The organism is Oribacterium sinus (assembly GCF_963537195.1).
Taxonomy (GTDB): domain Bacteria; phylum Bacillota; class Clostridia; order Lachnospirales; family Lachnospiraceae; genus Oribacterium; species Oribacterium sinus_A.
Genome location: NZ_CAUTEG010000001.1, coordinates 39,394 through 62,897, shown reverse-complemented (window position 1 = coordinate 62,897; position 23,504 = coordinate 39,394). Strand labels below are relative to the sequence as shown.

The 23,504-nt window shown below is 42.5% G+C and carries 20 protein-coding genes; all 20 read right to left on the bottom strand.

From position 1 onward, the window contains the following. Window positions 1-18 precede the first annotated feature (18 nt). Window positions 19-201: a hypothetical protein gene (locus RYL27_RS00270; RefSeq protein WP_314667722.1), complete on the bottom strand. Its 183-nt coding sequence runs from the start codon at window positions 199-201 to the stop codon at window positions 19-21. A gap of 98 nt (window positions 202-299) precedes the next feature. After that, window positions 300-1,700 (bottom strand): UDP-N-acetylmuramate--L-alanine ligase, encoded by a 1,401-nt coding sequence (murC, locus tag RYL27_RS00265; protein WP_314964277.1) that lies wholly within the window; start codon window positions 1,698-1,700, stop codon window positions 300-302. A 124-nt stretch (window positions 1,701-1,824) separates the two neighbouring features. Next, the gene (locus RYL27_RS00260) at window positions 1,825-2,322 is read right to left on the bottom strand and encodes a QueT transporter family protein (protein WP_314330439.1); all 498 of its coding nucleotides are present in this window, start codon (window positions 2,320-2,322) and stop codon (window positions 1,825-1,827) included. 322 nt (window positions 2,323-2,644) lie between these two features. Next, window positions 2,645-4,108 carry an IMP dehydrogenase gene (gene guaB, locus RYL27_RS00255; protein WP_314964273.1) on the bottom strand — a complete coding sequence of 488 codons (1,464 nt, stop codon included), beginning with the start codon at window positions 4,106-4,108 and terminating at the stop codon, window positions 2,645-2,647. Between the two features lie 111 nt (window positions 4,109-4,219). Next, window positions 4,220-5,434 carry an ATP-binding protein gene (locus tag RYL27_RS00250; RefSeq protein WP_314964270.1) on the bottom strand — a complete coding sequence of 405 codons (1,215 nt, stop codon included), beginning with the start codon at window positions 5,432-5,434 and terminating at the stop codon, window positions 4,220-4,222. 384 nt (window positions 5,435-5,818) lie between these two features. Continuing rightward, window positions 5,819-7,039 carry a dicarboxylate/amino acid:cation symporter gene (locus RYL27_RS00245; protein WP_314964268.1) on the bottom strand — a complete coding sequence of 407 codons (1,221 nt, stop codon included), beginning with the start codon at window positions 7,037-7,039 and terminating at the stop codon, window positions 5,819-5,821. A gap of 206 nt (window positions 7,040-7,245) precedes the next feature. Beyond that, entirely contained in the window at window positions 7,246-8,544 is a 1,299-nt protein-coding gene (locus RYL27_RS00240) for an L-cysteine desulfidase family protein (RefSeq protein WP_314964411.1), read from the bottom strand. 859 nt (window positions 8,545-9,403) lie between these two features. Further along, a complete protein-coding gene (locus RYL27_RS00235) occupies window positions 9,404-11,164 on the bottom strand; it encodes a glycerophosphodiester phosphodiesterase (protein ID WP_314964266.1) in 1,761 nt (586 codons plus the stop codon). A gap of 102 nt (window positions 11,165-11,266) precedes the next feature. Then, window positions 11,267-11,917 (bottom strand): GntR family transcriptional regulator, encoded by a 651-nt coding sequence (locus RYL27_RS00230; protein WP_314964264.1) that lies wholly within the window; start codon window positions 11,915-11,917, stop codon window positions 11,267-11,269. Between the two features lie 123 nt (window positions 11,918-12,040). Further along, window positions 12,041-13,420 (bottom strand): ATP-binding protein, encoded by a 1,380-nt coding sequence (locus RYL27_RS00225; RefSeq protein ID WP_314964262.1) that lies wholly within the window; start codon window positions 13,418-13,420, stop codon window positions 12,041-12,043. An 80-nt stretch (window positions 13,421-13,500) separates the two neighbouring features. Continuing rightward, window positions 13,501-14,226, bottom strand: coding sequence for an MgtC/SapB family protein (locus tag RYL27_RS00220; protein WP_314964259.1), 726 nt, complete (start codon window positions 14,224-14,226; stop codon window positions 13,501-13,503). Between the two features lie 32 nt (window positions 14,227-14,258). Next, the gene (locus RYL27_RS00215; protein ID WP_304070829.1) at window positions 14,259-14,714 is read right to left on the bottom strand and encodes a type II toxin-antitoxin system death-on-curing family toxin; all 456 of its coding nucleotides are present in this window, start codon (window positions 14,712-14,714) and stop codon (window positions 14,259-14,261) included. Beyond that, window positions 14,714-15,742, bottom strand: a complete 1,029-nt coding sequence (locus RYL27_RS00210) for a DNA-binding protein (RefSeq protein ID WP_304070830.1) — start codon at window positions 15,740-15,742, stop codon at window positions 14,714-14,716. The genes RYL27_RS00215 and RYL27_RS00210 overlap by 1 nt, the downstream gene beginning before the upstream one ends. Window positions 15,743-15,809: 67 nt before the next feature. Further along, window positions 15,810-17,216 (bottom strand): cation:proton antiporter, encoded by a 1,407-nt coding sequence (locus tag RYL27_RS00205; RefSeq protein WP_314964255.1) that lies wholly within the window; start codon window positions 17,214-17,216, stop codon window positions 15,810-15,812. 131 nt (window positions 17,217-17,347) lie between these two features. Continuing rightward, complete coding sequence (locus RYL27_RS00200) at window positions 17,348-18,361, bottom strand: Vps62-related protein (RefSeq protein WP_314964252.1); 1,014 nt, start codon at window positions 18,359-18,361, stop codon at window positions 17,348-17,350. Then, the gene (locus RYL27_RS00195; protein ID WP_314964249.1) at window positions 18,348-19,853 is read right to left on the bottom strand and encodes a tripartite tricarboxylate transporter permease; all 1,506 of its coding nucleotides are present in this window, start codon (window positions 19,851-19,853) and stop codon (window positions 18,348-18,350) included. Before RYL27_RS00195 ends, RYL27_RS00200 begins: the two co-directional genes overlap by 14 nt. A gap of 12 nt (window positions 19,854-19,865) precedes the next feature. Then, entirely contained in the window at window positions 19,866-20,345 is a 480-nt protein-coding gene (locus tag RYL27_RS00190; RefSeq protein ID WP_314964245.1) for a tripartite tricarboxylate transporter TctB family protein, read from the bottom strand. A gap of 15 nt (window positions 20,346-20,360) precedes the next feature. After that, on the bottom strand, window positions 20,361-21,329 hold the full coding sequence (locus RYL27_RS00185; RefSeq protein ID WP_314964241.1) for a tripartite tricarboxylate transporter substrate binding protein: 969 nt from the start codon (window positions 21,327-21,329) through the stop codon (window positions 20,361-20,363). A 105-nt stretch (window positions 21,330-21,434) separates the two neighbouring features. Further along, on the bottom strand, window positions 21,435-22,409 hold the full coding sequence (locus RYL27_RS00180; protein ID WP_314964239.1) for a ComEC/Rec2 family competence protein: 975 nt from the start codon (window positions 22,407-22,409) through the stop codon (window positions 21,435-21,437). A 16-nt stretch (window positions 22,410-22,425) separates the two neighbouring features. Beyond that, entirely contained in the window at window positions 22,426-23,298 is an 873-nt protein-coding gene (locus tag RYL27_RS00175; protein WP_314964236.1) for a PfkB family carbohydrate kinase, read from the bottom strand. Window positions 23,299-23,504: the final 206 nt, after the last annotated feature.

The following is a 23,504-nucleotide window of genomic DNA, read 5'->3' as shown; positions in this document are numbered from 1 at the left end:
GAAGACTACTCCACAAGTTTATCCACAGGACTTATCCACAGCAATGTGGATAATGTGGGTTTCTTTTTTCATTTTCTTTAAAAGCTTGATTTTACTGGCTTTGTCTATCCTTTTTTGAAGGATTTTCACTCCGCTTATCCACAATTCTTTGGTGGATTTCCGGAAAATCAGGAAAGAAGAAAATAATTTTCTTTCCCTCAATCCCTCCTGTTTTCAGGAGATAAAAAAGAAGGTTTCCACCGTTTGGGAAAAGAAAAAATTCATTTTCTTCCACAGTGAAAAACCTTCTTCAAAAAATCCTATTCTTCTCTTTCCGCACCTTCCAGAGAAAGCAAATCCTCTCCCACGTCTACGATATTTCCCGCACCCATGGTGATCAAGAGATCTCCCTCCTTCACATGCTCCAAAATAAACTTCTCAATGGAAGGAAAATCCGGAATATAGTACACGTTGGTGTTCTGAGAAAGCATCAGCTTTCGCAAATCATCCGAACTGATGCCTACGGTATTTTTTTCTCTGGCCGCATAAATGTCCGCCAGAATAATTTCATCCGCCTGGGCCAAAGCTCCCGCAAAGTCCTCCATTAAGGCCTTCGTTCTGGAATAGGTATGGGGCTGAAAAACAATCCAGAGCTTTCTATGAGGATACTTCTGTGCCGCCGCAATGGTTGCCGCAATCTCCTGGGGATGGTGGGCATAGTCATCAATAATGGTAAAGCCGTTAATCTTTCCCTTTCGCTGGAAACGACGATCCGTTCCGGAAAAACGATGCAGAGCCTCCTTGATATCCTCAAAGGAAATCCCCAAATATCTTGCCACCGCAATAGCAGACAGGGAATTGTAGATATTGTGCTCTCCGGTAACGGAAAGTGTCACCTTGCCTCTATCCTCTCCGTGCTCAAAGAGGGTAAAGCTGGGTCTTGCATAATGGTCATAAGAAATAAAATTCGCCGTATAATCCGCGTCCCCATGACCGAAGGTAATTACCTTCCGTCCGCCCAAATCCTCTACGAAATACTCATAATGAGGAATATCCTTGTTGATGACCACAAGGCCATCCTCCGGCAATCTTTCGATAAAGGTCTTGAAGGAATCCCGAATCTCATTAATATCCTTGAAAAAGTCCAGATGGTCCGCTTCCACATTTAAAATCACCGCAATGCTGGGGAAGAAGGAGTGGAAGGAGTTGGTGTACTCACAGGCCTCTGCCAGGAAAATGTCGGATTGTCCTACCCGAAGATTTCCCCCGATATCCTTCATCATCCCCCCCACCGTAATAGTAGGATCCTTTGCCGCCTCCATAAGAATCTCACCGATCATGGAGGTGGTGGTGGTTTTTCCGTGGGTACCGGCCACATTGATCGCCGTAGCATAATTTTGCATAATGCGTCCCAAAAGATCTGCACGAGTCATCATGGGGATGCCTCTGCGCTTTACCTCCTGAAACTCCTCATTGTCCTCGGAAATGGCGGCGGTATACACACAAAGCTCCACCCCATCCTGAATATTTTGACGGCTTTGGGGAACAAAGACCTTGATTCCCAAGCTTTCCAGATGCTCTGTCAGAGGAGAAGTTTTGGCATCCGATCCGGTTACGGTAAAATGACGATCCAGCAGAATTTCCGCCAGGCCGCTCATGGAGATACCCCCTATTCCGATAAAGTGCACCCAAAGTGGTTTGTCAAAATGAATATCGTACATATTTCCTCCTAAAGCATTTCCTTACTACTGCTTAGTTGTCGAGCTCTCTACTTCCGTCCTATACCATAACTTCTCTATCTTGCCAAGGAGAAGCTTTTCCTCCGGCAAAATACCGGCTTTTCTGTTAAACGCCTGCGCCGAAAAGCACTTCCTTTCGACCTTCTAAAGCCAAAAGCAATGCATTTCCCAAAACGCCTACCGCAATGACCTCTCCCAGTCCCACGGTAGCAAAGAGGAAGGGATAGCTGTCCGGTACCCCGTAAGCATACTGTAAAACGAAGGGCACAATGATGGCATTAGCCAGAATAGGCGGAACGCATACCAGGAACTTATTCTTGTTCCGAAGCTGATAGCTTAAAATTGCCGCAATCAGGGTAGCCAGGGTTCCGAAGATAACATCCGGCATTGCCGCACCGGAAAAGAAGTTTCCTAAAAGACAGCCCACTGCCAAGCCCGGAACAGCCGCAAAGCTGAAAAATGGCAAAATACAAAGGGCTTCCGCAATACGGAACTGAATCGCCCCGAAGCTGATGGGCTTAAAAATCAGCACTAAAGCCACATACACAGCGGCAATCAGCGCCGCCTGAGTCATCATCTTGGTTTTTTGATCTTGAAAATGCATAAATTCTCCTTTAGTTTTTTTTAGCGTGTGGAAGGTCTCGAACACACGGGTGAATAGTTACAATCCGTGAGATTTTAGCACAGAATCGGCGTTCTTCATAGTTTTTATTTTCGTGATAGGAAAAAAGTACAAAAATAGGAGCTGTAAAAAATCAAAATAGTTTTCTATTTCTTATTTTGTTTTTTTACAGCCCCTATTTAAATAGACTCTCTTAAAGAAAAGCTCTCTCCAATAGAATTCGGCTCAAATGAATTCGGCTGAAATCGAGTTCACTTTCCAAAGAATCTCACTTTATACAGAAGTCTTTTTCAAAAAATTTCACCTATATAGAATCCGAAGAGTAGTTCGGTGCTTCTTTTGTGATATGAATGTCATGGGGATGAGATTCCTTTAAGGATGCAGGAGAAATCTTCACAAACTCGGAAGTTTCCTGCAAGGTGGGAATGTCCTTTGCTCCGCAGTAGCCCATGCCGGCACGAAGGCCGCCGATAAACTGGAAGATGGTATCTTCCACCTTTCCCTTGTAAGCCACTCTTCCTTCCACTCCCTCCGGCACCAGCTTCTTGGCTCCTGCCTGGAAATAACGATCGGAAGAGCCGTTCTTCTCCTTCATGGCACCAATAGAGCCCATGCCGCGATACACCTTATATTTTCTTCCCTGATAAAGCTCAAACTCACCGGGAGCTTCATCACAGCCTGCAAATACGGAGCCCATCATTACAGTGGATCCGCCGGCAGCCAATGCCTTCGTCACATCTCCGGAATACTGGATTCCACCGTCTGCAATAATAGGAATGCCGTATTCCCTGGCTACGGAATAAGCATCCATAATAGCGGAAATCTGCGGTACACCGATTCCGGCAACCACTCTTGTGGTACAGATGGAGCCGGGCCCGATTCCAATCTTAACACAGTCCGCTCCCGCCTCAATCAGCGCTTTCGTAGCCTCTTTGGTGGCAACATTTCCGGCGATAAGGGGAAGGTCGGGATACTTGTCCTTCAGCAAACGAATACAGGAAATAACATTTTGAGAATGTCCATGGGCGGAATCCAGAACAACCACGTCAACATGAGCCTTTAAAAGTTCTGCCGCCCGATCCAATACATCCGTGGTAATGCCCAGAGCCGCACCGCAAAGCAGTCTGCCCTGCTTATCCTTTGCCGCATTGGGATATTTGATTTGTTTCTCAATGTCTTTGATGGTAATTAAGCCCTTTAAATTCCCCTCATCATCCACAATGGGGAGCTTTTCCACCTTTGCCCGAGCCAAAATAGACTTGGCCTCCTCCAAAGTTGTCCCTTCCTTTGCGGTAACCAGATTCTCAGAGGTCATGCAGGCGGAAATTGGACGATCAAAGTCCTCTTCAAAAACAAGATCACGGTTGGTAATAATGCCGATAAGCTTCTTTCCTTCCGTAATCGGCACACCGGAAATCTTAAACTTCGCCATCAAATCATTGGCATCCTTCAGGCTATGATCCTTGGTAAGAGAAAAGGGATCGGTGATGACACCATTTTCCGAACGCTTCACCATGTCTACCTCTTCCGCCTGGGCAGAAATCGACATATTCTTATGGATAATGCCGATTCCTCCGCATCTTGCCATGCCGATGGCCATCTGATGCTCTGTAACGGTATCCATTCCCGCAGAAATAAAAGGAATGTTCAAACGAATCGTCTTCGTTAAATACGTGCTTAAATCCACCTCATTCGGCACAAGGTCTGAATAATGTGGAACCAGAAGTACATCATCAAATGTAATGCCTTCTCCAATGATTTTTGCCATATTTCGCCTCTTTTCTTTAGCCAAATGAATCCACAGAAAAATATTTTTCAGTACTATAGCATAGGCAATTTTGAAAAACAATATTCTTAATATTCCTGTCTGAGCAGAAAATTAGTACTCCTGACTCAAGAGAAAATCCACCATGTGCACAAGCTTTACCCCATTCACATTTCCCCCTGCCAAGTCATCCAGTGTCACCACGTACTTCGGGTAATGGTCCTTGATTTCCAAAAGATTAGCCAGCTCCCGATCCGATTCCTCCGGAAGATTCCGGCAGACCTGTACATAGATTCGCTCATCCCGTCGAACCGCCACAAAATCAATCTCCTTCGTCTCATTTTTCCCGATATAAACCTCATAGCCTCTTCTTTTCAACTCAAAGTACACAAGGTTTTCCAGCATGGGAGCAACGGACTTGGGATTAAAGCCCATCATGCAATACTTTAAGGAAGAGTCTGCCAGATAGAATTTCTCCTGTGTTTTCAGGACAGACTTCCCCTGTAAATCATATCGGGGGCAACGATAAATCACGAAGGCTTTTTCCAGATAGCTTAAGTAGTTGTATATGGATTCAATGGAAAGGGAACGCCCCTCACTTTTCAGAAACTTGGCGATGGCATTGGCGGAAAAGGTTTTTCCTACATTTTCCACCACAAATTTAACCACACGCTGAAACAAATCCAGGTTTACAATCTTGTACCGCCTGGTAATGTCACTGTTAATGACGGAATTATAGATTCCTTCCACAATCTGATAGGCGGAGCGTTCCTCAAAATTGCTGCGGGCCACGATGGGAAAGCCCCCCATACGAATATAGTCCTGCAAGAGCTCCTTTTTAGAGCGGGAATCTCCTTCCTTAAAACGTAAATACTCGGAAAAGGACAGGGTGTAAACCGGAATGGAAATATATCGCCCCGTTAAATAGTCGGAAATCTCTCCGGACATCAGCTTGGAATTGGAGCCCGTCACATAAATGTCGGTGTTTGCGTCCTCTAAAAGACTGTTTATCGCCTTTTCCCAGCCTGTCACTTCCTGCACCTCATCCAGCAGAAGATAATAGCGGTCTTGGTCCTGCATTTTCCGCTTTATCCCCTGATACATTTCCTTACTGTTCATTCCCTCTTCCAACTCTTCCGAGGTATAACGCAGGCTAATGATATGATCCTCCGAAATTCCGCTCCGAATCAGCTCTTCCTTTAACATTTCCAAAATGGTGGTTTTTCCGCATCGCCGAATTCCTACCAAAATCTTTACCAAAGGAGTATCTCGATATTTGCCCAGCTCCTGTAAATATTGAGGACGCTCAATTCTATTTTGTTTTTCCATACTATCCTTAACTCCTTTGTTTGCTTTATTTACCCATACTTTTTCTAAACTATCTCTATGCTATTCTCTCAACTTGGATTGTTCTATCATTTTACTTTGTTCTATCATTTCGTATTATATCACAAGCATACAGAAAAACTTCCATATATTATATATTTTTTACTTCTCTATACTAAAAAACTATATTATTTATAAAAGTTTATCTCTGTATAGCAAAAAGAGACAGCCTAAACTGTCTCTTTTCCATACACTTAGCTTTCGCTATTAATGATAGGTTCCAGCATTTTCCACTTATCCATAGATAGATTTTTTATCTTCTATCATGGTTTATAGGATTCTTTAGATACTTTTTCTCGCCTAAACATACATCCAAAGTACAAGCCATTACAGTACAGACTCTAACTTCTGTGGGTGAATCCCGTGCTTCTCCGCATATCCGGTAAGAATCAATGCCAATGCACCGTCTCCGGTTACGTTACAAGCGGTTCCGAAGGAATCCTGTAATGCGAAGATGGTCAGCATCAAAGCAGTTCCTGTCTCATCAAAGCCAAGGACACCGGTGATCAGTCCCAAGGAGGCCATAACGGTTCCACCGGGAACACCGGGAGCGCCGATTGCGAATACGCCCAGTAAGAGGCAGAAGAGAATCATTTTCTCTACGGAAGGGAACTCATTGTAAAGCATCTTGGATACCGCCATAACGAAGAAGGTCTCGGTCATAACGGAACCGCAAAGGTGAATGTTGGCAAAAAGAGGGATTCCGAAGTCCACCATATCTTCCCGGATAGTAGGCTCGGACTTTTTTGCACACTCCAAAGCTACGGAAAGGGTTGCTGCGGAGGACATGGTTCCTACTGCTGTCATATATGCAGGACCATAATGCTTTAAAACATTCATCGGGTTCTTCTTCGCATAAGCTCCTGCAAGAGAGTAAAGAAGAGTCAGCCAAATGTAATGTCCGATCATTACGATAATGATAATGATTAAGAAGATGGGTAACTGCTTGGTAATGGTTCCTTCGTAAGCCAAGGTGCAGAAGGTGGTACCGATTAAAAGAGGCAGTACCGGAATAACGAACTTGGTTACGATGGATAAAACGATGTTCTGGAACTCTTCCAATGCCTGGGTAATAATCTTGGAATTGTTCCAAGCTGCCGCAAGTCCCACCAATACGGAGAAGAAAAGAGCAGACATTACCGGCATAATCTGAGGAATGGACAGCTGGAAGACTACCTCAGGAAGCTCCTTTAAACCATCCACATCCGGGTTGATGTTTAAGTGGGGTAAGATGGTGTATCCGGAAAATGTGGCAAAAAATGCCGCTCCGATAGAGGATACATAGGCAATGAATAAAGCGACTATCAGCATACGAGAAGCATTGTTTCCCAGTCTTGTGATGGAGGGAGCAATAAATCCGATGATAATCAGCGGTACACAGAAGCTGATAAACTGTGCCGCGATATACTTTACAGTTACCACAATGTTCAAAATGGCATGGGATACACCATTATCCATTCCGCTTAAAGCCAGTCCTAAGCAAATGCCCACAGCCAATGCCACCAAAAGCTTAAAGGGCAGACTATGAATAAATCCTTGTTTTTCCATACTTTTTCTCCTTCTTATTTTGTTGTAAATTTTCAAGCCCAATCTCAAGACATTTCTCAGTCTTTTTCTTCGGCTATTTCTTAAGCCATGCCTCGAGCATATTTCGGTCTATTTCTTAAGCCATGTCTCGAGACATATTTCGGTCTATTTCTTAAGCTTTGCCGGTTTACGCAGTTCCGTCCCCTTGGTCAGGACGCCAATAATTCCTACACACAGGAATTCACATCTACCTGAGCGGTCATTACCTTCAAAATCTCTCTGTCGGTGGATTGCATACCTACTTTTCCGATATAGCCCATATTTCTGATGGTCTTCTCCACATCCTCTTCCACAATGCCTTCTCCCCCATGGAAGCCCTGATCCTTCATACTCATGTGGTGAGCCAAAATAGCGGCATGGACGGAGGAAGCAATCTTCGCCGCACAGCTGGGCTTGGCACCGTCACAGACAATGCCCCCCACATTGCCTAAGGTATTGCTGATGGTACGGCCGATCTTCTGATAATTTCCTCCGCAAAGGTAGGTAATACCGGCACCTGCACCGCAGGAGGCACTAACCGCTCCGCAGAAGGCGGAGAGAGCACCGATATAGTGCTTAATGTAAACGGACACCAGATTGCTGACAATCAAGGCTCTGTACATCTTCTCTTCGGAAATGGAAAGGGCTTTCGCATATTCCACAACCGGCATACTTACGGTAATACCCTGATTGCCGGAGCCGGAGTTAATCACCACCGGAAGGGGACAGCCGCTCATTCTGGCATCAGATCCTGCTGCCGCTCTGGCGCATGCACAAGCCCGTACATCGGAGCCCCAGGTCTCCAAAATCGTCTTTCCCACACTGGCCCCCCAGGGATTGTCCAAGCCCTCTTGGGAAATCGCCAGGTTCATCTCCACCTGTCTCTGTAAAGACGGTCTTACCAAGGATAAATCCACTGCATTGGCATAGTCCAAAATACCCTGAAGAGACATCAGACTCCGGTCTCCTCCTGTGGAAATCACATCCTGCTTATCCTCTTCTCCTTCTTTGTAGAGAACTTCTCCGTCCTTTTCCATGTAAATGATGTTACTGTGCTGGTTGGCAATCTCCAGCTTTACCTTGTGATGCTCGGACTGAAGTTCCACCGCAATATAAAGCTTAGGGCCTTCCTCCTGAAAGCTGACCTTGCAAAAACCGGTATCCACCAGCTTTCTGCACTGTTCCCGATCCTCATCCGTAACGGTAGACAGAACCTCCAGCTTTAAATCGGAGTCACCGCCAAGTACGCCTAAGATGGCCGCTACCTGCATACCCTTCTGGCCGCCGGAATTGGGGACGGTAACCGCCTTTACATTCTTAATAATGTTCCCGGAGCAGCAAAGCTTTATCTCCTTAACCTCTTCTCCCAGAAGCTTCCTTGCTGCCGCTGCGGCATAGGCAATGGCAATAGGTTCCGTACAGCCCATGGCCGGCACCAGCTCATTCTGTAAAATCTCCGTATAATTGTTCATCAAGCTCTCTTCCACCAATAGCACCTCCTAAAATATGTCTGACAGGACTTTTTAACTAAACATCCCCTCCCATAGTAAGCGTGAAGATAGTCTTTCAAAGTAAAACCCCGAAATCTTCCAATTCTTATTTAGATTTACCCTAATCATATCAGTAATGCGATTAAAAAGCACTAGGCGGATTTTGACGATTTTTTAACATAATTTTTATATGATTTGTATAGTGATTCTATAAATATTACAAGATTTTTATGCAATATATAAGTGCATAGAAGTACGCCCTCACAAACATCACCAGTGAGAACCATATTCAATATGAGAAAGCCGCTCTGATGCAACATAGGCCTGTAATAGGGGGCAATCTAAGCCCGCCGGTACTCACAGAGCTCCGGCGAAGCGAAGAACTATAGAAATCAAATAGCTGAAGCGAATGATGCAGTATAGGCATGAAAGAGAGCAATCTAAGCCCGCCGGAACCTATGGAGCCCCTGCGAAGCGAAGGACTGTAGAAATCTAATAACCAAAGCGAATGATGAAGTATAGGTCTGTAATAGGGGGCAATCTGAGCCCGTCAGTACCTACAGAGCCCCTGCGAAGCGAAGGGCTATAGAAATCAAATAGCTGAAGCGAATGATGCAGTATAGGCATGAAAGAGAGCAATCTGAGCCCGCCGGTATCTACAGAGCCCCTGCAAAGTGAAGAACTGTAGAAATCTAATAACCGAAGCGAATGATGCAGTATAGGCATGAAAGAGAGCAATCTGAGCCCGCCGGTACTTGCGAAAAACTAAGGTACTGTAGTTTTTCGCTTAGTACCGCTGCAGGGCAAGCATAGCGGAAGCGTGCTCGTTTTCATGCCTATACTGCATCAGCGCCCCCTACCCCGCCATGCGTTCATACATACCGTAATAGCTTCTATCCTCCAGCATATCCTTTCGAAGCTTAAACACATCCTCAGGATCGTCCGTAATCATGCCGTCCACCGGACTTTGCAGGTATTTGATGATTTTGTCTTCTTCATTGATGGTCCAAACATAAATTTCCTTCCCCATATCCTGCACCTCTCCCATCAGGTAGCCGTTATAGGAGGAATCTTCAATCGCATAAAAGTCCACATTTTCCGTGGCAAAATCTCCGAATTGCACCGGAATCACCACCCCGGTCTTCCATTCCGGAGCAGTCTCTTCTATCCCCTCCATCAGGGAAATGTCTAAAGACATCAGGGGATTCGTCTTCTCCACCCCGTATTCTTCCAGCTTCTCCAGAAGAATTTCCGAAAAATTCTCCGGTTCCTTCCCATGAGGCTTAATCTCTATCAGAAGGGGCATATTCAGCGCCTTTGCCCGCTGTACAAATTCCCGAAGGCTTGGAATTTTTCCGCTAAACTCCCCCTGATGCACCGTCATAGCGGTGAGCTCCGAAAGGGTACAGTCGTAGACCTTTTTTTCTATTCCGGTAAGTCGGGAAAGATCCACATCATGCATTACCACAAATTCCCGATCCTTGGTCAGCTGAATATCCAGCTCCACCATATCCGCCCCTGCTGCCTTTGCCCCCTCTAAAGACTCTATGGTATTTTCTACTCCGGTAGAAACCAGCCCTCTATGGGCAATGATTTTCGCATCCGTATTAACCTCCCGTCCCATATAATCCATAAGCGCTATGGTGCTGTGAAAAACAAATAAAGCCAGTAGGAGGAAAACGGTGGTTTTGCTATACTTTTGTTCCTCGGCAAGAAAAGCATTTTCCCCCTCTGAGCCTTCCACCGGAAGGGTATTTACCAAGAGGGAAAGAAAGCCGATTTTTGACAAAATTCCAAAGAAAAAGCGGGTAAAACGAAAGAGCAGGAAGAAAAGAAAATGAAAGATTCCCAGTTCTCCCTTTGGATCCAGGCGAGTAAAGAGAAAAGCCGCCAGATAGAGTAAAAGAGCGGCCAACAAACTCAGCAAAAACTCATACAAAAATAGGGTCAGAAACAATTTGATTCCACCTTTTTTCGTATAGGCAAAGCTTTCCCGTACCGATTTGTTAAACTTCTGCGCCTTTAAGCCCATTAAAGGCACAGTATAAACCAGACGCATATTTAAGTACATGAAAAAGAGGAACAGTAGAAAAAGAGCAATATGCCCTCCCACAGTCTTTCCCATCTCTTCCGTTATAAAATCCGGGATATGGAAGGAATCTGTTAAGGAAGAGCTTAAAATAAAGCTCGCCACCGGTACGGTGCAGAGAATATAGAGAAGAAATAACAGCACATTGCCATAGCTGAAATCCCGCAGTCGGATTAGAGAGGTGCGAAGAATTTTTCGATAAGAAATCCGAACCCCTTCCTTGGCCGCCAAAATCACCTGTACCAGGGTGAAGACCTCCACATAAAAAAAGAAGGCCAGAAGAAAAGCAAAAAGCAAAACCATGAAGAGGCTTCTGGGGCTGGTAAAGAAATAGCGAATATTGTACTGATCCACATTGGGCAAGTCCACCAGCACCAAAGCCAGACGGAAAAGCATTTGCAAAAGCTCCTTCCCTACAAAGGTCGCAATCTGCAAAAAAATGGCGGTAGACAAAAAGAGGAACTTATGGCGATTGCAAAATGTCAAAGTCCCAAAAACCTGTTTCCACATGCCCTCTTTTTTTTCCATAAGTTCCTTTCTAAAATTTGCTTAGTAAATGCTTTAAATGAATATTTTTACAATATATCTCCTTTTCGTTAAAGAAAGCGCAAATTTCTTTCCGATATCGATTTAAGAAAAATGAAGCTTTAATCGATAGGCGGAGTACTCTCCGAAGTCCTGAATATCCTCCTCCAAATAGCGAATGGCCTTCTCCACATCCTTATTTCGTAGCGCCGACACAATGTCCACATGGTGCTCCGTATCCATGGAAAAAAGAATTTCCTTGTCCTTCTTCCAATAGTACTGGGAGTAGGCTCGCTTCAGTCTGGTCATGCATTTTTCCAGCTGCTCCGTAATATAGTCATTGTGGGCACAGGCAATCAAACGAAGGTGAAATTCCATGTTATGCTTCCAGTGAGTCATGGCGTCCGTATTATTTTCACTGCACTGACTGTTGATCTGCTCCAAGTCCCGAAAATCTTCCTCCCTAAGCTCCGCTCCGCACTCCAAAAGCACTCCCCGCTCCAAGACAAAGCGGAAAGCCAGCATATCGTAGATATCTTCCTTACTGAGGCGCACCACCTCATAGCCGTAGCGGGGGATATTTTTTAAAATGCCGTCCGCACAAAGTGCCATCAGCGCCTCTCGAACCGGAGACTTGCTACAGTGATATTTTTCCAGTAGTGTCTTCTCATTCAAAATATCTCCCGGAGAAACATTGCCCTGGAAGATATCCTCCAGAATAGATTCATATACTTGGTCTTTCAGACTTTTTTCCATAGTTCTCCCTTCATTTCTTTGAACTGTCCTAGTATAGCGTAAAAAAGGAGGCTAAAAAAGCCTCCGAAGTGATTTTCTCTGATGAGAAGAAAATATTTTTATCTTAAAACTTGCCATAGAAAACTATACATACAGACTTTCTAAGGAAATCAAAAGCAAATCATCCCGAGAAATTGCTTCAAATCCGCTTTTGGAAAGGAAACCGTAACGATAGCATTGCAGGCCGCATTCCTTTACCTGCGCTATCTCCTTTTCTATTTCCGCCTTGCTAAGAGGCTTATCTTGAAACTTTACTTCATAAAAAATATAGCCCTTGGGATCGTAGGTGACAATGTCGAACTCCCCGTTGCGTCGTTCTTTCGGAATATCGTAGTAGTACCTGCCTATTTTCTCAAAGGGCTCCTCCATAAGTCCTGCCCGATTCTGCCTAATCAAATATTGTTTTCCTATTGTCTCAAAACGCTTCGGCACATAGGCATTTTCAAAGTCCTCCTGAATATATCGCTGATAAAAAATATCCGAATTCATCACGTTTAGCTGGGAGCTGTATCGGAAAATATATCGATAATAAAACAAGGACATGGGGTCACTGATATAATATCCGGACTTCTTTCGGTTATTTTCATCATTAATGGGCGCTGCCTTCTCCACCAGCTCCATACGAATCAGCTTGTCCAACACATCCACTAAGCTGGGGCCACTGGAAACATGGGACTGAGACAGGATATCGTTAAAGCGGGAAAATCCCTTTGCCATAGCCTCAAAGACTTCATTGGCATTCACAATTTTCGCAATTTCCGACTTAAGGTACATGAGTACCTCATTTTCCAGTCTTGCACCGGGAGAAGCAATCAACTCTATAATATTCTCCGTTACGGACCTGTCTTCCCGAATCAAACGATTATAATAGGGAATTCCGCCAAAAACACTATAAAGCCTCACCTTATCCTCGTCGGAAAAATGGGAATAAAACTGTGCCGAATCATAGTAATCCATGGGCTTCAGCTTTAAAACCAAATCAAAACGGCCAAATAAGGGATTCTCTTTTTCTATCAGTTTCTGCATGGTATCCACAAAGGAACCGCACAAGGCCAATTTCAATTTACTCCGGTTTCGATATTTATCAATCAGTGCCTGCAAAACACTGTCCATGCCCTTCAGCACATCACTAAGATAAGAATATTCATCCAAAATCAAAAGAATATTCTCCTCCGTTGCCTTTTTAAAAAGAAAATCCAGCACTTCCTCGAGGCCCGAAAAGGAAATCTTCGGATAGCCAAACTCTTCCGAAAGTAAAGTCGCCAAGCTTTCTACATTGTTCATTTCAGAAGTCTGTTTACACTCGTAATAAACCCTCTTCCCCTCAAAGAACTGCATGGAATGTTTCATCAACTCGCTCTTTCCGATTCGTCTTCGTCCGTATAACAGAAGAACTTCCATGCCATATGACTGATACAAGCCTTTGATTTTCTGTACTTCTTTCTCTCTTCCAATAAATTTCATTTTATTCGGTTACCTCCGATTCGGTTACTTCCGAATAAAAATTATCATATCTGTTCTAAGATGTAAAGGCAGGAATTAAACTACCGCATTTCCTCAATATGATAAATGTAGTCAATGGTGGACAGGGCTTCGATAATCTCCTTATGGGTTTTGAACTTCTTCAGTTCCTTGCTGTCTATGGTAAAAGTTACGGAATACACGCTAAGGCCGGAGCCGTGGTAGGCGGTATTTAACTCAATGTCATCAATCCGAAGTCCCAGCCTCCGGATAGTGGTAACAAAGTCCTGCAAATACTGTCTGCTCTTTAACTCCAAATGAATTTCAAAGTGGTTGGAGCGGTTTTTCAAATACATTTCCAAGCCCGGCAGGTAAGACAGAATCCAGTACAGCACAAAACAAGCCACCACGCTGACAAAATAAAGTCCCGCTCCCGCACTGAGCCCGATCAAAACGCAGGACCACAGAGCAATGGCAGTGGTTAAACCCTTAATCTGATTTCTGGAGCTAAAGAGAATCGCCTTACAGCTGATGATGGAAATACTAATCATGGCAAAGGCGGAGAGCATAGGAAAACGAAGATTTCCCTCGTTCATAAACAGCAGATCCAAAATCATGGCCAAACAGCTGGATAAAGAGGCCAAAATAAAGGTACGAAGACCTGCGGAATGCCTTTTGTTGGCTCGCTCACAGCCAATGATGGAAGCCAGAAGAACCGCAAGTAAGATTCTAAGCAAGGCGGAAGAAAGGCTTATGTTATTTTCTATTGTCAATGTCTGAAATACTTCTTGTATAATCCATTCTGACATGGCTTTTTCCTCCTGTTCTTCTGTAATCAATGCTAATAAAACTCATCTACAATCGAAATTGCATTGAAAATATCAAGTTTTAGCTCTTCATCAGTATCATATCTTCCCAATAATATGGCTTCCAAGATTCTTCTAAGAAGAGCTTCATCAATATGTCCCGCTGCTACATGATAGCTGATATTTTCCATTTCTCTAAAGTACACATTCGATACTGCCATATATCCATTTTTCAGCAAAAACATCGCAGTAAGTGTAATTGCTATACGTTTATTGCCATCCGTAAAACAATGAAACTTACACGCACAAAAAAATAGATGTTCCAATTTGTCAAGAAAGGTTGGGTAATAGTCGTCATTCTGAATGTGGACAAGAACGCTCTCTAATGTTCCTATATCCAGCTCTCCATAATCTCCGCCCCCACTATTTTCTATTGTCGCCCGATGGATAGATTTGGCTTCTTCTATTGAAATATAGTTAATGTTATCCATCAGCTACGCTCCTTTAATCTTATTAGAACGTCTTGATTTTCCTTCATCAACTTTTCTAATTCATCTCCGGATGAACCTAAAAACTTTTCATATTCCTCTGCATCCAACGGCTTAATGTATTCTTCCAGTTGGTAATGAAATGCATCTCTAAGAGCCATGTCCCTACTTGCCATTTTTGTTCTTGCCCTAATGATTAACGGCTTCCATAACGGCAAATTTTCAAAGGAACTAAATAAGTCTGCCATCTCCCAATTATTCAATTTATGTCCAAGTTGTTCTGATTGGCTCTTTATCATTGCCGCTAATCCACACTCATACGAAGCAATTAAATCCAGTACTTCTGAATACATTGTCTCACGTACACTATCTTTCCTGGATAAATTCAGAATCCGTTTATATTCTTGTGCCTTTTCTTTAAAAATACTTTGATATATTTTATCGGTATATATAGCGTATTTGCTATTCCCCATGTCAACGTAGTCTTTCAAGGCATCTGTAAACTCTCGTCTGTAATTCTCTTCTTGCAAAAATGCTGTGATAAAATCTTGATCTCTTTTGTTAATATACTTAGTTGAGCCACCTGTCCTCTGATTGACAAGATCTATAACAATATCAAGTATAATTTGTCTAAGTACTTTTGCATTTTTACTTTCAACTAGTAGCATTGCCACATTTAAAAATGCTCTAAAATCAAATAAAGCAATCTGGGAAGTTCGACTACTGATGTTCCCGACATTAATGTCGGGAACATCCTGTTCAGCTATACATTTTATAAATGCTTTCAGCCTGGCTCCTTTGACAATCTCATATCCGTTCGAGGAAATTTCATCAATATTGTCACTTACATACCTTTCTATTGTTCTTTCATCAACATCAAAATATGTAGCTACCATGGCCTTAGTAAACCTAAGACGTTCTTCAAAAACAACTCCTTGTATTCCGGTTTGTTTTTGTAACTCCGTAATAGCCAATTCATTATTCAATATATTCTGTCTATCCACTTGGCAAGTAGTTAAGTCTTTCGCCATGTTTCCTCCTACGTAAATGAACTATCTATTTTTTATCTTATATAAACCCTTAAGTAGACGCTTCAAGCTAGTACTGCTCCTCCGCCGCCTCGGTAAAGGCTTCTTCCTCTTCCGCCAGTCTCTTAGCATGAGAAGGAAGTTCCTTCTGAATGGCCTGGATTCGCTCAATCAAAAGCTCCACTTCATTTTTCTTCTTTTCCGGTTCTATGGTGACGGATTCCGTTAAATCCTCCAGACTTACCGCATAGGAATGGGAAAGATAGAGTCCCAGTTTAGCACACCCCGGTCCTATAAGTTCGTAGAGAATGCTGGAGGCAAGAATTACCGTTTCCAAGGCTCTTCCCAACTCTCCTCCCAGGATTCTTGCCCCCAAGGCGGAAAGACCGATGGCTACTCCTGCCTGAGGCACCAATGCCAATCCTAAATATTTCCGAACTTCCTTCTTTTCTCCCACCAAAGTTGGCCCCAAAATAGCCCCTAGATATTTTCCCAAAATACGTACCAAAAAATAGCTGATTCCCACCAAAAGAAGAGGAACATTTTCCCCTATTCCCTCCGAATGTAAGAGCACATCCAGCTTAAAGTTCATACCGGAACGCACAAAAAACAGAAGTAAAATAGGAGGATTAAAGTAATTTAATTGCTTGAAAATCTTGTCGTCTTCCGTGATATTGATGTAAATCATACCCATGGACATACAACCCAGAAGAGGGGAGACATCCAAAAGAGCACAGATACCGCAAAAGCTGAAAAGCACCGCAATGGTAATAATCAAACGATTGTCCGTAGAACGCTGCTTCGGCATCAAAAGCTTTAGAAAAAGCCCAAAAAGTCCTCCCAGAAGAAGTACCGCCAGATTTAAAGCAATGGGCATAAGAATACTGCTCAGCTTAAAGGAGCCGGATTGCAAAGCCACCGCCACGGAAATCGCCATGCTGTAGGACACAAGACCAAAGACATTGTCCAATGCCACCACCTGCAAAAGGGTGTTCACAAAGTCCCCCTTGGCATTAAACTGCCTTATGGTCATAATCGTGGAAGCGGAGGCTGTGGTTGCCGCCAAGGCTCCCAAAACCAAGGACAGGCTTAAATTCAATTTTAAAATAAAAAGGCAAAGCACAAAAACGAAGAAAGAAGCCAGAGTCGCTTCAAAAAGCGTAATAATACAAACCTTAATCCCATTCTGCTTTAGCGTAGAAAAGGTAAAAAATTCTCCGGTACCAAAGGCAATAAAGGCTAGAGCAATATCCGCAATAAAGCTTGTGCCTTCAATAATGTCCGGATTCACCAGATTCAAGCAATAGGGTCCAATCAGGATTCCCGCCAAAATGTAGGCGGTTACATTGGGAAGCTTCAGGCGCTTGGTGACTCTTGTTAAGGCAAAGCCGGAAAATAGCATTAAAGCTATGGGGATAATCACCCCGGACACAGAGGAGCCCCCCTGAAATATTTGCATAATGGATTGTCCTTCCATGGGATTGTCCTCCTTCCTGGAAAATAAGTACTATAATATCGTAAAAATTAAATATTAGAAAGGGAAGTGCTAAACATTGACAAAGTAACCCCGGTTTAACACTTCCCAAAAAATCAATACTTACTAAACGATTACTGCGTCATCCAACTATCTTGAAAAGAGGGTGATTTAGGACCGGTTGAAATTCTTGTATTCCCTATTTCTCCCCATAAACCTGCATATTGAACGAAATATTGTTCGTTTAACGGAGCTTCAACTTCTCCAACATTTAGCACCTTATCTTTTCCGTATAGAACTTGTCCCTCTCCCGTATAATCATTGGGCAAATACCAAGCTCTGTACTGTGTTCCGGATGTAGGGAAACTAGCATGAGTTCCTCGAGCCAAATATACAATCACATGCGTCATATCATTATTTTCGCTATAACTGGATTTTTCCATAGTTTCTCCATTGGAAAAAAATAGATCTTCTTTTACATAAGCTTTTCCCTCATTGTTATGTGAAGCAAAATAAACATTACTAATATGATTATCTTCGTCCAACTGAATTGTAATATGTTCCCAGTCACCCTCATGATTCAATTTTACTCCACCAACCGATGGAGCCTCATTATAAGGGAAAAATACCCAATATTGAATTCGAATATGAGCTTCGCTATCTAAATACACATGTGCATAAATCTTGCTACTATCTCCTGCACTATTACCTTCATAAACTTGCTCTTTATCAAAATAATCATCAGGGACTTCCAAAAAATAGCCACCAGCATTATATACATCTCTAGCTTGAGACGAAGAAATAACTTCATCAGTATAGTTCCCTAACCAATCTTTATTGTAATGTTCAATATTTACCAGATGTTTCTGGATAATCGTACCTTGGTCATAAATTTGATCGTCTGGTAGTCCTCGATAGTGAAACCTAAGTTGTGTATTCTGCAAATATTTATCAACAGAATCAGAAAAATATTTTTCTTCCGGATGAAAATAATAGCTCGGTGCAAATTTTACAGCCAAATCTTCCTCTAGTTGATCATCTAATCCATCTAAATCTCTATCTTTATCTGAGGCAAAAGAAGCTAGTTGCCCTACAAACATCCATAATAAAAAGCAAGAAAATACAATCAGTAAGTTATTCTTTTTCATAATTATTTTTCTCCTCTTTCCTTCCTGCTCGAAATTCCCGAAACATGAAAATGCTGACAGAAAGAACTGCAATCACCAGAAATGCCAGAGAAATCGGTCTTTGTACAAAAATCTTCATGGTTCCATCAGAAAGCACTAGGGCTCTTCTGAAATTTACCTCTGCCAGAGGCCCTAAAACTACCCCCAGTAAAATCGGAACCAGTTGAAAATCCATTTTCCTTAAGAAGTAGGCTAAAATTCCGAAGACAATAATCACCATTACATCATAGGAGCGGTTATTTGTGGAAAATGCTCCTGCCATACACATACTCAGGACAATACAGGATAAAAGCTCATAGGGTAACTTTGTGATATTGGCATAGAAAGGAATCAAGGCTGTACCAATGATATACATAAAAATATTGACTACAATGAGACCGAACATAATAGCATAAAGGATACTGCCGCTTTCTTTAAAAAGTGTTGGTCCCGGCACCATGCCATGAATCATAAAAGCTCCCATCAAAATGGCTGTAGCTCCGTCTCCCGGCACGCCCAAGGTCAGCATCGGAATCATGGTTGCACCACAGGCACCGTTATTGGCTGATTCGGATGCTGCCACACCCTCAATTTCTCCTTTTCCAAAGGTTTCCGGGTGCTTAGACATTTGTTTTACCTGATTATAGGCAATAAAGGCTGCCAAACCGCCGCCGGTTCCCGGGGTGGCTCCGATGATACATCCCACTAAAGATCCAATTCCAATAGGCTTTCTACATCTTTTGTATTCTTCCTTTGTGATAACATCCTTATCAAATTTTTCCGCTATTCTTTGATCTGTTTCCGGATCGTACTGTGATTTCATCATAATTTCCGAAATCGCAAAAAGACCGATTAAAACAATAATCAAATCAATACCGGCAGTCAATTTTACATTGCCAAAGGTAAATCTTGTGGTTCCACTGATTTTATCCATGCCAATGGTGGAAACAAAGATTCCGATACAAGCCCCAATCAAGCCCTTTAAAATATTCTTATTGGATACTCCGGCTATAACCGAAAGACCGAATATTGCCAATGCAAAATACTCCGCCGGTCCGAAAAGCAATGTAATCTTGGCAATCTGAGGAGCAGCAATCAGTAACACAAAGGCACTAATCAGGCCTCCGATTGTAGAAGCATAAAGTGCCATTTTCAGTGCCTTAAACGCATGCCCTCTTTCTGTCATAGGATAGCCATCAAAAAGTGTTGCGGCGTTGGCAGAGGTTCCCGGGGTATTAATCAGAATCGCTGTAATAGAACCACCATAGGTTCCTCCGCAATAAATTGCCAGCAGCATTAAAATGGCGGTTGTAGGATCCATCCCATACGTTAGAGGGATACAAAGAATGATTCCCAAGTCCGAAGTAAGCCCCGGAATCGCTCCTACTACAATGCCTAAAATAAGCCCCAAAGGGATAATGAGTAAATTTTGCCATTGAAACAAGAGTCCAAAGCCTGCACTAAGCCACTCCATGCTTATCCCTCCTTAAAACAAAGTGGGTAAATTCACATTAAGCACCTGTGAAAATACCAGATAAATCAGCAACACCGTAGCAATCCCAATGCCATAAAACCACCATTTCTTGCTTCTGTAAAACAGCAGTATAGCAACGACCAGTAGGGCAGTATCCACGATATATCCGATAACGTTAAACAGCAGACCATAAGCCAGTAAAATCAAAGCAAAAATCACAGACTTAAATTCTTTCTTGAATTTCGGGGAAGAAACCATATCTTTCTCTAAAACAATGGTTTTTTTCGGAAGTCTGAGTCCTTGCACAAAGAGCAATAAGGCGCAGATAAACAGACCGCCAATGGCTATTCTGGGTACAGTACTGGCGGTAACCATCCCCTTTTCCAAGCTTTGAATCTGCTGCGGTATTAAAAGCCATAGGATTGCAGAAGCAATCATAAACAGAGCCCCTGACAAAATCTCATTATTGTATTTTATCTTCCCGAAATTCATCTTCATCATCCTCTTTTATTGCAATAATTCAACATACTGTTTCATGTCTTCCGTTTGCTTATTAATTGCATCTAAAATTTCTTTATCATCAGCTTCCCAAGCCTTCATTCCCATATCACTCATAAAGGTCTGGAATTCCTGATCTGCATAAACCTTCTTAATGAAATCAGTAAGAATCTGTTTCTTTTCTGCATCCACATCACTCTTTACTGCAAAGTAGTCCATTCCAACAAACTCTGCATCCACACCCATGGACTTGAAGGAAGGAATTTCCCCTATTCCCTCTACTTCAATACCGTCCGGAATAAAGGTTCCCAAACAAGCAAATTCTCCACTCTTTACATACTCACGATAAACAGGGGGAGAACCGATTGCGATATCCACATGTCCGCCTGCAAGGGCATTGATGGCTTCCTGCCCTCCGTCAAAGGGAACGGCTTCCGCAGGAATATCCAGTTTCTTAAAAAGAACACTAATCATAGTGTAGCTATCATTTCCGGGACCGCCGGTGGTTGCATACTTCACTGTCTTTCCGGATTTTCCATACGCCTTTAAATCCTCTAAAGTCTTAATACCGGAATTCTTCGGATTACTTAAAACAACAAATTCTACCTGTCTCATACCAATTAAAGGACTAATATCTTCCAGTTTATAATTTGTTCCCTGAATAAAATTGGGGGTTAAAGAAAACAGAGGTCCATTACAAAGTACCATGGTGTATCCATCCGCTTCCGTTGCCATAAAATCACTCATTGCTACAGTTCCGGAACCTCCGGTATGGTTTTCTACAATCACCGGAACTCCTAGATACTTTTCCCCATAGGAAGCAACTTTTCTGGCAATGGTATCCGGTCCTCCGCCAACTGACCAAGGCATAATGATGGTCACCTGCTTTGCCGGAAACTTATCTTCCTTCTTTTTACAGGAAAACAAGGATAGGGATAAGCTTATCGCCAACAAGCCCACTAAAATTTTTTTCAACATTTCGTACCTCCTTTACAATCCAGCCTTTATATTTTTGCTTTACCCTTGCTTCCTGACATCCAAGGATAAAGTCAAATTTCTATGTTTCTTGTATATAGAGTTCTATTATTTTTCATACTGGTACCGAAGTTCTTCTCCAATAGAAAAGCAAATGCTTCGGTTTCCATACTTCACCTCTGAAAAAGTGGAATACTCGGTAGAGGGGTCTGTGAATAACACTTTTAATTTCCTCTGGTCTTCCTTCGCCCACTGCCGCAAAGCTTTATACACTTCCGGATTCGCACTATTGTATCTTCTGTCTGAAGAAGCCGTAGTCAAGCAAAATTCCAATGGCATCTTTCGCATAAAATGTTCCGAAAGAGAATCCACTTGTCCGTGGTGAGGAATTTTTATCCAAGTAATATCGGAAAGCTTCTCTTGAATCGCTTCATCCCAATGCTTTGGAGTATTGTCTCCGCAGAATAATCCTGATAAGGCCTTATATCGGATTTTCAACAGCATACAGGTATGGTTGGACATGGCATCCATCTTTTCTATGATTCCTTCTTTTTGAGAATCTTCTCTACATTCTTTTAACTGAGCATACAAAGACAAAAATTCTTCCAATATAGAATCCTTTGCACCTAAGACTTCTATCCTTAATCCACCCAATTCTATAGAATCCCCTTGCGCCAAAGTGTCTATCGGAATTCCTTTTTCTTTGCAATAGACCAAGGCTTCTCCAAAATCTTGCAAGGATTTATAAAAATATTTACTGCTGTTTTTGGAAAATTCTATATCCACCCTGGGGACATCCTTTTGAAAAGTCATAAAGCCCTTTGGAATCCACAGTTTTTCCACTGAAAAATGTTCCAACACTTCCTTCAGCTTTCCAACATGGTCTTCATGGATATGGCTAATAATTAGCGTGTCAATTCGGCTGACTTTCTGCTCTATTAAAAAGGACACAATGTCTACTCTTTCCGGATGTTCACAATACTCACCATCCAAGCCGCTTCCTGTATCCAGTAAAAGACTATGTCCATTCCATTCAAAGAAAAAAGCATCTCCATAGCCCACATTGACCGCGTGCAGTTCCATATTTTCTCCCTTTAAATCAGCTATAAAATTCCGCAATATAATCTTGTACCGCCTGTCTGTCATAGCAGAAGGGTCCCGGCTTTTCCATCTTTAAACTCACTGTGGCCGCCGCCAGAAGTGCTGCTTCCTCCATAGATTGATGGAGTCGTTCCGTAATATAGGCACTAAAACAGGTGTCTCCTCTTCCACTTCTTCCGGACAAGTTTCTGGGCTTTAGAGGCTTTTTCACTATCTCCCCTTCCCGATATACCAGAACCTCTGTGTTATGAGTAATCATAATTTCTTTAGCCCCAAAGTCCGATAGTATCTTGGCAGCCTTCTCCCTGTCTGCTGTTCCGGTCAATACCTCCGCTTCCATGGCATCGGTCTTTAGAAAATCAATTTTCGGAAGATATTCCAGTTTCTTCTCCCAATCTTTAAAAAATACATCCTTTTCAGTCATGTGACGAAGTATTCCTTGTACATCAATAGCAACTTTTGTTTTTCCATAAAAGTAATCGATAATATCTTCCGGAATATCTCCATACATAAGCCCGGCAATATGTACTATTTTTGTGTCAACATCCGGCATATCAGAAACTTGGTAAGGTTCGATTCTGGATAACGCAATAGATGTTCTTTTTTCCTTATCTGCCGTATGATAACGATTCTCGATTGAGGTATTAGTTTTTGAATATGCAGGAAAAACCTTCACGTTGCCGGCTTTGGCAAAAAGCTCTTCTATCTGCATCGGATTGTTGGACTTTGGGAGAACCCCGACTTTATGGCCAAGATTTCCTGCTGCAAATCCGGAGTAAACTACCGCTCCGCCAAGTTCCCTAATTGTTTTCCCATCGTAATCTACATTAATATCCTCAGATACCTGTCCCACAATGAATGTATCCAACATTTTATCACCTTTTTCTAGTTTTGTTGTTTTTTGAGCATATTTATTGTATTTTTTTATTTTATTATTGTATTCTTTATTTTATGTTTTGTAAATATCAATAAATCAATTATCTCATTCTTCTATATTTGAGTAAAAAGCAATAAATTTTTATATGCAATAAATAACGACAAGAGCCTTAAATCGCTTTCCATCCACCCCCATTGCTC